Genomic DNA, 12139 nt, shown 5'->3' with positions numbered 1-12139 from the left:
TGTGGGACAAGTATTAGCTCATCGTTGTGCTTACTTGAACGGCTTAATTGGTAATCAGCGAAGACCTGCATGAGTATCATTACTCACTACAGAAGTGACATGCTCCCGAGTTTGGCGAGAGTTTCTAGTTGAGATGCGGTGATGTTTGCTTTTGTGAGAGTCATATCACTACCCTCCTAACCTTGAATTACCTTTAGCGTGACAGTTTTTGTCAACAACTTCTATGAGCTAGCTCATAGTTGGCAAAGAAACAGTCAAGGCTATTTAATCGATCGCACTCCCTGTTAATTTGTAATTGCTAAAGGTACTTGCTGTGAAACGTAACCTGTGGCTTTAATTAAATCTGCTGCCTTTTCGCCGATCGCAATTGTCGGCGCATTCGTATTTCCTGTGGTGATTGTTGGCATGATTGACGCATCTACCACACGCAACCCTTCAACTCCATGTACGCGGAGTTCAGAGTTTACAACCGCCATTGAGTCAGTTCCCATTTTGCAGGTGCCGACAGGATGAAACACCGTACCGCACGTTTCCCGGATGTAGGCTTCGAGGGCTTCCTCGCTATCAACGTCAGCACCGGGAGCGACTTCCTCACCTCGAAACTCATCAAAGGCACTTGTCTGAAATAATTTGCGGAGTAATTTAATTCCTGCAATGACTTTTTGCACATCAGATTCACTTTGGAGATAGTTCATCCGAATCATTGGTGGATCTTTCGGCTCGGGCGATCTTAAAGATACACTACCAATACTCTCAGGATGGATCAAACATACTAAACCAGTGAATCCCGAATCAGAACGAGGAGGGGATGTCAACAGAATAGGGCTGAAGATCAACTGTAAATCAGGGGCAGCATCCAGATTACCCTCGCTATGCAAAAACAATCCGGCTTCAACGATACTACTGGTGATTGCAGGGTGTAAATCCTGAGTTGCCAGGTGTACCACAGGAATGAGAGGATGATCTTGGAGGTTTTGACCGACACCAGGCAAATCGACTACTACAGGAATACCCAATGATTCCAGGTATTCTTGATTACCAATGCCGGAAAGCATCAGCAGCTTAGGCGAATCGAATGCGCCAGCACTTAAAATCACTTCCCGGTTAACCCGGACTTGGTGCAGCGTTTCCTCGTATAGATATTCCACCCCAACGGCGCGGGTTCCCTCAAACAACAATCGAGTCACTAACGCTCCTGTCGTTGTTGTCAAATTGGGACGATCGAGAATTGGCACCAGGAATGCAGCAGCGGTACTGTGCCGTTTTCCATCTTTAATCGTCACCTGATAGAGCCCTGCGCCTTCTTGGTGCATCCCATTGAAGTCAGGATTGTTGTGATATCCCATGGCTACAGATGCTTCTACAAATCGTTGGGATATCGGTGCCGGGGAAATTAGATCGGTAACGCTCAACTCGCCATCGACACCGTGGTATTGAGAAGCACCTCGTTGCTGGTTTTCAGATTTCTTGAAATATGGCAATACATCTTGATAACTCCAACCAAGATTACCCAATTCTTGCCAGCGATCGTAATCATGAGGATTGCCTCGGACATAAAGCATGAAATTAATCGAACTACTGCCGCCCAAGACTTTCCCGCGGGGATGAAAGATTTTGCGGTTATTGAGGTAAGGTTCTGGTTCTGTGAAGTATGCCCAGTCTACCTCAGAGCCTAGTAAGTTGAAGCATTCCAACGGGATTTGAATCTCTGGTTTCGTATCTGGATTGCCAGCTTCGAGCAACAACACGGTTGTTTCACTGTCTTCTGTCAGACGGTTGGCGACAACACAGCCTGCCGAACCTGCACCAATTACAATGTAGTCATAGTTCGTCATAAAATTCTCCTTTTTTGTTGTCTGTAGTGGATTAATTTAGTCAGGCTAGAGGATTCAAGTTTTCGTACAAGCTTTCTGCATCAAAATACGGTTGTTTTTGTACACCTCTAAAGTTCCAGACTTCGGGCTATCCAATGTGCCATCCCACACCCAATATTCATAATTACCCTTCCGAAACTTATAGACTCGAACGCCTTCTGTTGCTTTGCTAGTACCTCCGCCCAAACTTAAATTACCGTTGGAACTGGTCGAGCGATATAGCAGTTCACCCGAAGCCTTCTTTTTCCAAATATTAATGTTGTAACCACCCTGGCATCTTGTACTGAGGATGAGGTCAGCAGTAGAATCAGCAGACGCAGGTAAGGAAAAATTAGCTAAGACACAGATTGGTAAACTAAGGAGTAGCGCTGATTTTTTTAGTAGTGTTTTCATGGTTATTAAGATGATTCGGCGGTTTAGATCGCTCCTTATCAAACGAAGTCTGCCTCGGCAGACTAAGAAATAAAGGGGTATTTAAGCTGGTTTAAAAGCATAATTCCCCTACAATGAAACCGTTCGCTCGACGTTGGTAGCCGTCAATTCAACAACTGTATGGGGACTTTTGAAAGTTAGCCGCGCTTCTGGTTTCTGGAGTGCCACCATCGTTTTGACGTGTTCGTCTTCGTCATCACGGATGTTCGCGAACACGTCGTATAGATTATCCACCTTTGGACGACGAAATTCATGACTTAGTGCAGTCTGAACTTCATCAAACATATAAAGATCGCCATCCCGATAGAAGTTGATTGCCACCTGGGGCGCAGGTTGAGCTTTCAGTTCCGCTTCATAGGTTTTCAAGTATTCGTCATAGGTGTGATAGGCATGACCTTCAATCAGTTCCATCAGGTAGTAGGCGTAAGAGGGAAACAGCATATAAATCAGCACTACCACCCAGTAGTAAGCCACGGCAACGTGTTGAGCGATGAAGCGATCGATCCAGAGGCGATCGCCCCCCAGTGATTCCATAATTAACAAATGATGCAATTCGTTCCAGGTTTCAGCGAAGTGAACTTTCAACAAGTCTGCTTTGCGCCAGTAACCCAGCGTCTCGTAAAGATGCAGCACTGATAGATAGGAAAAGTAAGGCACGCGGGCGATGGTTTCCAGCATATAAAATCGAGGGTAGGAACGATTTCCGTAGACGACATCTACAAGGAAGACAAAAAAACCAACTATCAATCGAATCAAAACTTTCATGGTGCATTCCTCAAAAATTGAATACATTACCAGGGGCTCTGAGTCCCGACTTCTCAGAGAAGTTGGGGCTCTGACTTGTACCTACTTACGCCAGTAGTTGTTGGCAGCAGCGACTGTGGCAAATTCTATTGCGACAACGTGACCAACTGCAATCAGCATCATGGCATCATTGCCATAAACCTCTCGTAACTGTTTGCGCTTTTCTTCATCAGGCTGAGTCATTTTAATAATCAGCCGTGCCATTTTGACTGCCAGTTGTCGTCCGGCTTCTGGTGTTTCAGTCAAAAGCGAGTTATTGGGAACTAATGTAACTTCGGGTGGTGTTACCACAGATGGATTGTTGGGATGCATTATATTATCCATGTCAAAGTCTCCTGATTTAGTGTCTTTTTTAGAACAGCAGCATTGGTTATCCAAGACCTCCCTAAGTTGATCTGCTTCGATCGTACAATGGCATTTTAACGGCTTCTCTGAGCTAGCTCAAACTTGCATCAACTCACCGAGGGCTTTCAGTTACTTATCTAAAAATATCTCCTGGGAAAGCCGCTCTAGCTTTTCTGGATTCCGCACACTGTAAATAGACTGAATACAGCCATCCACAATTTCAAACGTCATCACACTGTGAATGTGGCCATCCAGATATTGGATCATGCCGGGTTGTCCGTTGATATCGGCTAAGTGAGAGACAGAATTAAGCAGCCATTTGCGACGAATGGCTAACAGCATCCGAGCCACCTTTACTGCTCCATGTATCGGCTTGAGGACTGAAACCACCTTGCCGCCACCATCTGAACAAAACGTCACATCCTTCGCCAGCAGCAGTAACAAATCTTGCAAATCCCCTTTGGTGGAGGCATCTAAAAATTGGGCTGTAATCTGCTTTTGTTGAGGCCGAGAAACTGGGAAACGAGGACGTTGGTCGGCAAGATGCTGCTTCGCCCGTCGCAGGATTTGGCGACAGTTGGTGGGACTCTTGCCGATCATCTGACCGATTTCGTCATAGTCATACTCGAACACATCGCGGAGTAGAAATACTGCCCGTTCGATCGGAGATAAACGCTCCATTACAGTTAAAAATGCGATCGAGAGCGAGTCTGCTAATTCCATTATATCGGTTGAATTTTCGGATTGTTGCGTTAACATCGGTTCTGGTAGCCAAGTACCGACGTATTGTTCTCGTTGGACACGCGCCGATCGCAAATGATCGATGCAGAGACGAGTAGTAATAGTTGTCAGATAAGTCTTTGCCGATCGCACCGTGGAGCTCGCCGTCTGTTGCCAGCGCAGGAAGGTTTCTTGTACCATATCTTCGGCATCTGTGACAGTTCCCAGCATTCGGTAGGCGATCGAGAACAGCAACGGACGATGGTGGTTAAAATCATCCATAGAACTCATAAAGCCCCCTGCTCTTGTTGCTGAATAGTTCTCAATGCCCAGAAGCCAATTCCAGCTCCTAATCCATCCACAATAAATATCAGGATGGCTGTGACTTGGAACAGCAAACCCCAGCCTTCAAAGGCAACTTGAGACACATGATCTGGACTGATCGCGATGAAATGATTGTAGAGCCCAAACAGGATCGATCCAGCCATTGAACTGAGTAAGAGCCAGCTACCAATGCGGTAGAACTGTGTCCAAAGCAAAACGGCTGCAATGATGGGAATTAGAAAAATCACCATACCCACAAACAAACTCTGAAGGAGAGAGAGGGGAATTGGGATTTCCAAATGCGCTAAACCATGCAGTCCGTTTGCGATCGCATGGATCACCGCGATCGTTGTTCCATATTGAGCAATCTTCATTTTATTTCTCCCTGATTAGAAAGCTTTCTAGACAACTCCTAGTTTTAGCCCGATCGAGATTAAATTGTCAGTTGGCCCTCTTCAACGGCAGTTTTAACAAGCCATTCCAACGATCGCGGTTGAAAATTTAGTTCGCGTTTTGCCTTACCATTGGAGACACCTCGTAACTGGGTGCCATAGTAGACAGCATCTCCACCACTGATTCGCAGAGCATCTTCAACTGATACCTGCGGTGGCGGTGGAGCATTGAGCCACTGGGCATAAGCAGGAAGCCACACGCGCACCTCTAAGGGCCGATCGTCCGCAATTAAGTAAATGCCAGGATTGCCTCGATCGACTGCCGCCACCGTCGCGAATGCCGCATCCTCAGTGTGAACCCAAGACCATACACCTTCGCCATTTCCGATGATCGGGAATTGTTGCTGCCGCACCTGTTCGGCAACGTCTCCATCGGTTGCGTACCAAGTGCCGGGCCCGTAGAAGAAGCCGTAACGCAGGACAATTCCTTCTAGATTGGGGTTCCCTAGCAAGGGATGTTCAATCTCCTTCAGGGTGCGGGTTCCGTCTGCAACTGCGGGCGAAGCATCTAAGGCTAGGGGTGTTTCTTCATCGGCCAATCCTGTACCGGGAATCGCCCAAAAGGCGACCGACTGCCGGATGTAACGACGCACACCAGCAGCTTGCGCTGCCGCTAGGACATTTGCACCTCCTTCGAGACGGATGCGATCGTTCAGTGCTGCTGCCGCCTGCATCGAGTCAGGGGTGTAGGTTTTAGGCAGAGAGGTGAGTTGTTCGATTACAACTTCCGGTTGAGCGCGAATCACAGCAGCTTTGACAGCATCTGCATCAAACACATCTGCGATCGCAGGTTCCACACCTTGTTCAGCTAAAATCCGTGCTTTTTCTCGAGTGCGGGTCAACGCCACTACATCATGTCCTGCGCTGTGCAATTGGGCGAGTAGCGGACGACCGATCGCTCCCGTTGCACCTGCCACAAAAATTCTCATCTAGCAACCTCCTGTTGAAACCTGTGAGGTATTTATAGATAAGACGAAAGAGCATCGTTAGTTGTGACAAGTCGTGCGTGTTTCCGATCGCCGGCGATCTATCGGAAACACGCAATAGAATTATTGATAAGATTCAGAGGAGCTAGATGTAGAGGTCATCTTATGTCGCCGATCGAACAACGGCTTTTAGAAGCGATCGAACGGACTCCTGAACCGATTTTAAAGCAAACCCTGACATTCCTGGAATTCTTGACCAGTCGGACACAGGCCGGGATCGTCCCAGACTTTGACTCAGATTTTGATTCAGACACCGACTCCAACGACCAAATCCTCGCTGACCTGAAAGCCTCCTTCCACCAAGCCAAAGCGGGACAAACCTTCCCCATCGAGGAGCTCTGGGACGGCATCAATGTCTGATATGCCAGTCCAAGTCAAATTCACGGCACTCTTCAAACGTCGCCTCAAAAAACTCGCTAAAAAGTATCGCCAAATTCAAACGGATGTTCAGCCCGTCCTCGATGAGATTATCCAAGGAAACTTCATCGGAAACCAGATTACAGGAACCCAATACACCGTTTACAAAGTCCGGGCTAAAAACAGTGATGCCCAAGTTGGTAAGAGCGGTGGCTATCGTTTGATCGAGTTGAATCACCGACTCAGGTTGTTTTATACCTGATTTACTCTTCCTCAGAACAAGCAAACGTCTCGGCCGAGGAAATCCAAACTGCGATCGCACAATACCAAGCAGAACCAGGCGAATAAGACATTTTTCAAGTCTAAATTTTGGATATCGCCGACATTGACGTAGTGACAGGATGGAGATGGCGCACGTAATAGTATGTTACGTGTCAGTGATGATGCTATTTCTATCGTTGCAGTTCAAGCGCATTGTCAATCAATACTCAGAAATGTTAGCACGTAAGTGAATTAGATATGACCCAAATCCCGACCTTCTTGTGGCAGCAGTGTATCTTTAAGAGTTGACACAAATTTTTTAAACTTGTGCTAACTCTTGACTACATACTTAAAACAGTGAAAATATGCTAAGACGCAAGCAACAAACGAACCAACCTATGAACTTTTCCAAGAAGTCAGGGGGCAAAAGTGCCACACCCCCAAAAACCAACTCAACACAGAATCTCGGCGCCACAGGATTGCGGAAATTAGTTTTTGCCGCCGGAATAGCCTCTCTGTGCGCTAGCTGTCAAAATCCTCAAGCACCCACCGCCACAACTCCCGCAGGCAGCCCCGGAACCAGTCCCGCAGCCACTCCCGTCGCAGTCAGCACCCCCGGAGACCCAAATACTGTCAAAATTGTCTCCATGCTGCCGATGACAGGCAGCGCCTTGGGTCAGTCTCAAACAATGGTCAACGGCATCCAACAAGCCCTCGCCGAAACCAACTCGAAAGCTTGCGACGGCAAAATCCAAATCCAATACGAAGTTTACGATGACGCCACCGCCGCCGCCGGCAAATGGGACCCGGCCCAAGTAACGTCGAACTCCAACAAAGCCGTCGCTGACGGTTCGGTAGTTGCTGTCATCGGTCACTATAACTCCGGTGCCGCCAAACTTTCCATTCCCGTGCTCAACCAAGCTAACATCGTTATGATCAGTCCGGCCAACACTTATCCGGGACTGACTAAACCAGGAAAAGGCGAACCCAAAGAACCTAACGTTTATTATCCCACTGGCACTCGTAATTTCACCCGCGTTGTCCCCGCTGACGACCTTCAAGGTGCTGTAGCTGGCAACTGGGCGAAATCTTTGGGCGTGCAAAAAGTCTACATTCTCGACGACCAAGAACTCTACGGCAAAGGCATCGCTGATGTTTTTGAAGCAACTTCTAAAAAGTTGGGAATTCAAGTCCTCGGCCGAGAGGGAATTGATATTAAAGCTAGCGACTATAAGGCGTTAATGAATAAGATCAAAGCTTTAAATCCCGACATGATTTACTTTGGAGGCACTACTCAGAGCAATGCCGGACAAATAATTAAAGACATGAGAAATGTCGGAATGACGCCTGAGGCAGTTAAATTCATGGGGCCAGACGGCATCAAAGACCAAGCTTTAATTGACGCGGCTGGCAAAGATGCTCAAGGAATTTACGCTACTTTTGGCGGCTTGCCTCCTCAAGAATTGACTGGTGCGGGCGCGAAGTGGTACACAAGTTACAAGGCAAAATATAATGCTGAACCGGAAGCTTATGCAGCTTATGCGTATGAAGCGGCTAAAGTTGCGATCGGCGCAATTAATAAAGTTTGCAAAAATGACCGCGCTGCTATCCGCGAAGCTGTCTTGGCAACTAAAGATTTTAACGGGGTACTCGGCACTTGGAGTTTTGACACCAACGGCGACACGAGCTTGACTACAATGTCAGGAAATGTTGTTAAAGGTGGCAAGTGGGAGTTCGTGAATGCGCTCAAGACGGAATAATTAATCAGAAGGAAGAGGGAAGAGGGAAGAAGGAAGAGGGAAGAAGGAAGAAGGAAGAAGGAAGAGAGAAGAAAAATCCTTCAACTTTTTTAATTTCCCAATTTTCAATTCCCAATTCCCAATTCCCAATTCCCAATTACTCAAAAACATGAAGAACTGGAAAAGTATTCTCTTATATCTAGGTGTAGTTTATATAGTTTTGCTATTAGGCCCGATCGCAGGATTTGATTTGCCAAAAATCGTTGGAGAAATAGTCAGCAATCCTGAAGTTTTTATCCAACAATTATTAGTTGGTCTTGTCAACGGCGCGCTGATTGCAATTATTGCTTTGGGTTACACTATGGTTTACGGCATTATTGAGTTAATCAATTTTGCTCACGGCGATTTGTATATGTTGGGTGCTTTTGCTTCCCTAACCGTGTTCGGGGCTTTTGGGATTCAAGATGGCGCACCTTTAGCTATTGCTATACCGGTGATGTTAGTTGCTTTAATTGTATGTTCGGTGTTTTGTGCTGGACTCAATATTGTTGTGGAAAAGTATGCTTATCGGCCTTTACGAAATGCTCCCCGTTTGGCTCCTTTAATTTCGGCAATTGGAGTTTCTTTTATTTTCCAAAATATGGGGCTGTTTTGGGGAGGATTGAAAGCTTTTATTCCGGTGATGGGATCTAATTCTGCTGCGCCGAAAAGCTTTCCCGATTTGTTGCCGCGAGTTGATATTTTCAAAGCTTTGGGAATTCAAACGAGTATTGTATTTACTACGAAAGATTTAATTGTGTTGGTGGTGGCGGTTGTATTGATGGTTTTGCTTCATGTTTTTGTCCAGTACACTCGTCTGGGAAAGGCGATGCGAGCAACTGCTCAAAGCCGCGATGCTGCTAAAATTATGGGAATTAATGTGGATCAGATTATTGCTCTGACTTTTTTGATTGGGGGAGCTTTGGCGGGTTCGGCTGGGATTCTGGTTGGTCTGTACAACAATACTATTGTTTTTACGATGGGGTTTACGGCGGGTTTGAGGGCTTTTACGGCGGCGGTTTTGGGGGGAATTGGCAATATTGTCGGGGCGATGTTAGGAGGGGTTTTGATTGGGTTGCTTTCGTCTTTGAGCGATCAGTATTTGTCGAGCCGTTGGACTAATGCTTGGGTGTTTGGGGTTTTGGTGGTGATTTTGGCTTTTCGGCCAGGGGGTTTGTTGGGCGAGAATGTTCAGGAGAAGGTTTGAAGGTGCTGGGTTGAAAAAATGGCAAGAAACATTTAATTAGACCTGAAAAAACAGCAGATCCAGAACCCAGAGTTTTTACAGAAATGGCGGCATTAAAAGCGATCGCATTTTAGTTTTACGTTTTAAATATTCCCTGGTTTGAGCCAGCCAAAAACTTCGCCTAAAGTCAACTGCATTTCCGGCATAAATTTGGGCATCGGAAGTATATCTGTTGGTTCTTGCAAGGAAATAGGCTGCTGCCTTGCGGGATAGGCTAAAATGTTTTTTTCATCGGGATCGAGCAACCACCCCATCTCACAACCGGCATTCAAACAGTGCAAAATATTGTTGGTGACTTTGGTTTGGCTTGGGGCTGGGGACAATATTTCTATTGTCCAGTCTGGGTGAGCATTAAATGTATTGGCAATTTCGCCGTCAGCGTCTAGGGGAATGCGATTCCAAACAAAAATCGCGACATCGGGAACAATAGAACGTCCGCCAAATGTGCAGCGAAGTTCTGGTAGGGCTAGGGCAATTTGCGGTTTCTCTGCGATGTCGTTGGCGACTGTTACGACTCTGCCTTGTAGTTTGCTGTGTTTTCCTTGTGGCATAGGTTTTTGTACGATCGCACCTTTGATGTATTCGCTAGCGGGTTTGGTTTCTGGGAGTTGCAAAAACTCGTCGAGGGTGATAGTTTTTTGAGGTGCTTGTACCATATAGCGATCGCCCGTTTGAAGTGTGTTGGGGTAACAGTTCCAGTATATTTGAAGTTTCGTCGCTTTTGGTGCAATAATCGAACTCAAAAGACTCTAAACTGTAGCTAGCCCGATAGACCGTTTCCACGATAAGCAGTCGATCACATTAATTGAGGCAGAATTTGGCACGGCCCGCGTCAGTCGCATCTATAACTGCAATTACTAGCATTCTTTCATCTAACTACTGAGTAATGACTAATAACTTCTTCCTATGTCAAACAAGATAATTAAAGCTATTAAATCGAGTGGTATTTTAGGGGCGATCGGCTCTTTGACTGTTCTGTTATTCGGTGGTTGGAGCGGCACGGTGATCGGCTGGCTGATGGGTACGGCGGCGGGCTTTATGAGCTGTCGGGATCAGAAGGTTTACAGCCCGAAAATGGGTGCTGCGATCGGCAGTTTAGCGGGTGTGGGATTGGGAGTTTGGCTGTTAGTTGCGAGTGTGGTAGAAGGGGTTTTGATTAGACCTTTGTCTGGTCAACCTGCTGTGGCTTTGCCGACGACGCTGCTGTACGGGATTTGCAGTTTGACGATCGCAATTTTGACAGCTACGTTAATGGGTGCTTTGCAGGGTTTGCAGGGGGAACGCCAGCGGCTGGCAACTCTGGTGACATTAGCTTTTATTCTAATTCTGTTTCCGTTTATCGATATTCAGGCTCAGACTGGGTGGATTGCTACTGTAGTACAGATTCAAATCTTTATTATGTTGGCGCTGGGTTTGAATATTACTGTGGGTTTTGCGGGTTTGTTGGATTTGGGATATGCGGCGTTTTTTGCGATCGGCGCTTACACGACGGCTTTGCTATCTTCTGGGCAGTTAAATATTGCTTGGAACTTTTGGGTGGTACTGCCGATCGCCGCCGGTGTAGCTGCGATCGCGGGCGTCATCCTGGGTATTCCGACTCTGCGGCTCAAGGGCGATTATTTGGCGATTGTTACCCTCGGTTTTGGCGAAATTATCCCGGTTGTCTTTAGGAATTTAACCGCGATTCGGATCGACGAACCAGTCTCGAAGATTGTTGCGGCTGTTTTGGGTAAACCTGAGTTGGTGCTGTGTCTGGTTGGGTGCGATCGACCTTTTAACCTCACCGGCGGCGAAGCGGGAATAAACCCGATCGGGCGTCCATCTCTCCCCATCGTCGGCACTTTCAGCACCGGCAACTACTTTCCCTGGTACTACCTAATTTTACTGCTAGTTGTCTTCGCTTACTTCATGATTTCGCGGCTGCGAGATTCCCGCTTGGGAAGGGCGTGGAATGCCATGCGCGAAGATGAATTAGCGGCTAGTGCGATGGGGATTAACCTGGTCAAAACCAAACTTTCGGCTTTTGCGATGGGAGCGACTTTTTCGGGCTTTGCAGGCGCGTTTTACGCGGCCTATATCAGCGCGATTTTTCCCAGCGTTTTCGATTTCTCGGTATCGGTAATCATCCTGTGTATGGTGATTTTAGGCGGTTTGGGCAACATGACCGGGGTGATTTTGGGCGCTATCATTATCATGTCTGCCGATCGGCTTTATCTGCCACAATTAGCGCAAGTCCTCAAGGGTTTTCTGAATACTTTTGTACTCCCCAGGATTGCAATTCCCCAGTTGCGAGACTTTCTGGCCACCAGTTTAGACCCGATTCAAATGCGCTTATTTCTATTCGGTCTAACTCTTGTTGTCATGATGCTCGTGCGGCCGGAGGGACTGATTCCTGATAAAATACACCAAGCTGAACTGCATTCTGATGGTGAAGCGAGCAATGAGTCTTTAGCAGATGCGAGAAGTCAATAAGTAGGTAAGGGCAAAAACCATAGTATTTTGTAGGCGGGTTTAGCTAAGAATCTAGGATGCAAGGGAGTTTAGGGGTGTAAAAACCCCC

The 12139-nt window shown here is 46.9% G+C and carries 13 protein-coding genes; 5 read left to right on the top strand and 8 right to left on the bottom strand.

The window, feature by feature from the left end:
• Positions 1–284: 284 nt before the first annotated feature.
• The 7 genes from QUA04_RS20505 to QUA04_RS20475 form a co-directional block, all read right to left on the bottom strand.
• A complete protein-coding gene (locus tag QUA04_RS20505; protein WP_333259922.1) occupies positions 285–1835 on the bottom strand; it encodes a GMC family oxidoreductase N-terminal domain-containing protein in 1551 nt (516 codons plus the stop codon).
• A gap of 54 nt (positions 1836–1889) precedes the next feature.
• On the bottom strand, positions 1890–2267 hold the full coding sequence (locus QUA04_RS20500) for a hypothetical protein (protein WP_333259920.1): 378 nt from the start codon (positions 2265–2267) through the stop codon (positions 1890–1892).
• Between the two features lie 108 nt (positions 2268–2375).
• Entirely contained in the window at positions 2376–3071 is a 696-nt protein-coding gene (locus tag QUA04_RS20495) for an alternative oxidase (protein ID WP_333259916.1), read from the bottom strand.
• Positions 3072–3152: 81 nt separating this feature from the next.
• Entirely contained in the window at positions 3153–3434 is a 282-nt protein-coding gene (locus QUA04_RS20490; protein ID WP_333259913.1) for a hexameric tyrosine-coordinated heme protein, read from the bottom strand.
• A gap of 150 nt (positions 3435–3584) precedes the next feature.
• Positions 3585–4466 carry an RNA polymerase sigma-70 factor gene (locus tag QUA04_RS20485; RefSeq protein ID WP_333259910.1) on the bottom strand — a complete coding sequence of 294 codons (882 nt, stop codon included), beginning with the start codon at positions 4464–4466 and terminating at the stop codon, positions 3585–3587.
• Positions 4463–4873 (bottom strand): hypothetical protein, encoded by a 411-nt coding sequence (locus tag QUA04_RS20480; RefSeq protein WP_333259907.1) that lies wholly within the window; start codon positions 4871–4873, stop codon positions 4463–4465. Before QUA04_RS20480 ends, QUA04_RS20485 begins: the two co-directional genes overlap by 4 nt.
• A 59-nt stretch (positions 4874–4932) precedes the next feature.
• Positions 4933–5880: an NAD(P)-dependent oxidoreductase gene (locus QUA04_RS20475; protein ID WP_333259904.1), complete on the bottom strand. Its 948-nt coding sequence runs from the start codon at positions 5878–5880 to the stop codon at positions 4933–4935.
• Positions 5881–6042: 162 nt separating this feature from the next.
• Here QUA04_RS20475 and QUA04_RS20470 point away from each other — a divergent pair, with 162 nt between their 5' ends.
• The 4 genes from QUA04_RS20470 to QUA04_RS20455 all read left to right on the top strand — a co-directional run bounded on the left by QUA04_RS20470 (position 6043) and on the right by QUA04_RS20455 (position 9540).
• The gene (locus tag QUA04_RS20470; RefSeq protein WP_333259901.1) at positions 6043–6297 is read left to right on the top strand and encodes a hypothetical protein; all 255 of its coding nucleotides are present in this window, start codon (positions 6043–6045) and stop codon (positions 6295–6297) included.
• A complete protein-coding gene (locus QUA04_RS20465; protein ID WP_333259899.1) occupies positions 6290–6556 on the top strand; it encodes a hypothetical protein in 267 nt (88 codons plus the stop codon). Before QUA04_RS20470 ends, QUA04_RS20465 begins: the two co-directional genes overlap by 8 nt.
• Positions 6557–6953: 397 nt before the next feature.
• Positions 6954–8315 (top strand): branched-chain amino acid ABC transporter substrate-binding protein, encoded by a 1362-nt coding sequence (locus tag QUA04_RS20460; RefSeq protein ID WP_333259896.1) that lies wholly within the window; start codon positions 6954–6956, stop codon positions 8313–8315.
• A 148-nt stretch (positions 8316–8463) separates the two neighbouring features.
• Positions 8464–9540 carry a branched-chain amino acid ABC transporter permease gene (locus QUA04_RS20455; protein ID WP_333259893.1) on the top strand — a complete coding sequence of 359 codons (1077 nt, stop codon included), beginning with the start codon at positions 8464–8466 and terminating at the stop codon, positions 9538–9540.
• A gap of 122 nt (positions 9541–9662) precedes the next feature.
• Here QUA04_RS20455 and QUA04_RS20450 read toward each other — a convergent pair whose 3' ends face one another.
• A complete protein-coding gene (locus QUA04_RS20450; protein WP_333259890.1) occupies positions 9663–10235 on the bottom strand; it encodes a Uma2 family endonuclease in 573 nt (190 codons plus the stop codon).
• Between the two features lie 250 nt (positions 10236–10485).
• Between QUA04_RS20450 and QUA04_RS20445 the strand changes: the two genes are divergently transcribed.
• Positions 10486–12051 carry an ABC transporter permease subunit gene (locus tag QUA04_RS20445; RefSeq protein ID WP_333259887.1) on the top strand — a complete coding sequence of 522 codons (1566 nt, stop codon included), beginning with the start codon at positions 10486–10488 and terminating at the stop codon, positions 12049–12051.
• Positions 12052–12139: the final 88 nt, after the last annotated feature.

It is taken from the genome of Microcoleus sp. S13_C5, from assembly GCF_036700845.1.
GTDB lineage: Bacteria > Cyanobacteriota > Cyanobacteriia > Cyanobacteriales > Microcoleaceae > Microcoleus.
The sequence above is the reverse complement of the archived record's forward strand: the minus strand, read 5'-3'. Positions and strand labels throughout refer to the sequence as shown.

Excerpts from the sequence above, each read along its gene's own strand:
- QUA04_RS20505 (WP_333259922.1), bottom strand. The coding sequence starts at position 1,835 with ATGACGAACTATGACTACATTGTAATTGGTGCAGGTTCGGCAGGCTGT.
- QUA04_RS20500 (WP_333259920.1), bottom strand. The coding sequence starts at position 2,267 with ATGAAAACACTACTAAAAAAATCAGCGCTACTCCTTAGTTTACCAATC.
- QUA04_RS20495 (WP_333259916.1), bottom strand. The coding sequence starts at position 3,071 with ATGAAAGTTTTGATTCGATTGATAGTTGGTTTTTTTGTCTTCCTTGTA.
- QUA04_RS20490 (WP_333259913.1), bottom strand. The coding sequence starts at position 3,434 with ATGGATAATATAATGCATCCCAACAATCCATCTGTGGTAACACCACCC.
- QUA04_RS20485 (WP_333259910.1), bottom strand. The coding sequence starts at position 4,466 with ATGAGTTCTATGGATGATTTTAACCACCATCGTCCGTTGCTGTTCTCG.
- QUA04_RS20480 (WP_333259907.1), bottom strand. The coding sequence starts at position 4,873 with ATGAAGATTGCTCAATATGGAACAACGATCGCGGTGATCCATGCGATC.
- QUA04_RS20475 (WP_333259904.1), bottom strand. The coding sequence starts at position 5,880 with ATGAGAATTTTTGTGGCAGGTGCAACGGGAGCGATCGGTCGTCCGCTA.
- QUA04_RS20470 (WP_333259901.1), top strand. The coding sequence starts at position 6,043 with ATGTCGCCGATCGAACAACGGCTTTTAGAAGCGATCGAACGGACTCCT.
- QUA04_RS20465 (WP_333259899.1), top strand. The coding sequence starts at position 6,290 with ATGTCTGATATGCCAGTCCAAGTCAAATTCACGGCACTCTTCAAACGT.
- QUA04_RS20460 (WP_333259896.1), top strand. The coding sequence starts at position 6,954 with ATGAACTTTTCCAAGAAGTCAGGGGGCAAAAGTGCCACACCCCCAAAA.
- QUA04_RS20455 (WP_333259893.1), top strand. The coding sequence starts at position 8,464 with ATGAAGAACTGGAAAAGTATTCTCTTATATCTAGGTGTAGTTTATATA.
- QUA04_RS20450 (WP_333259890.1), bottom strand. The coding sequence starts at position 10,235 with ATGGTACAAGCACCTCAAAAAACTATCACCCTCGACGAGTTTTTGCAA.
- QUA04_RS20445 (WP_333259887.1), top strand. The coding sequence starts at position 10,486 with ATGTCAAACAAGATAATTAAAGCTATTAAATCGAGTGGTATTTTAGGG.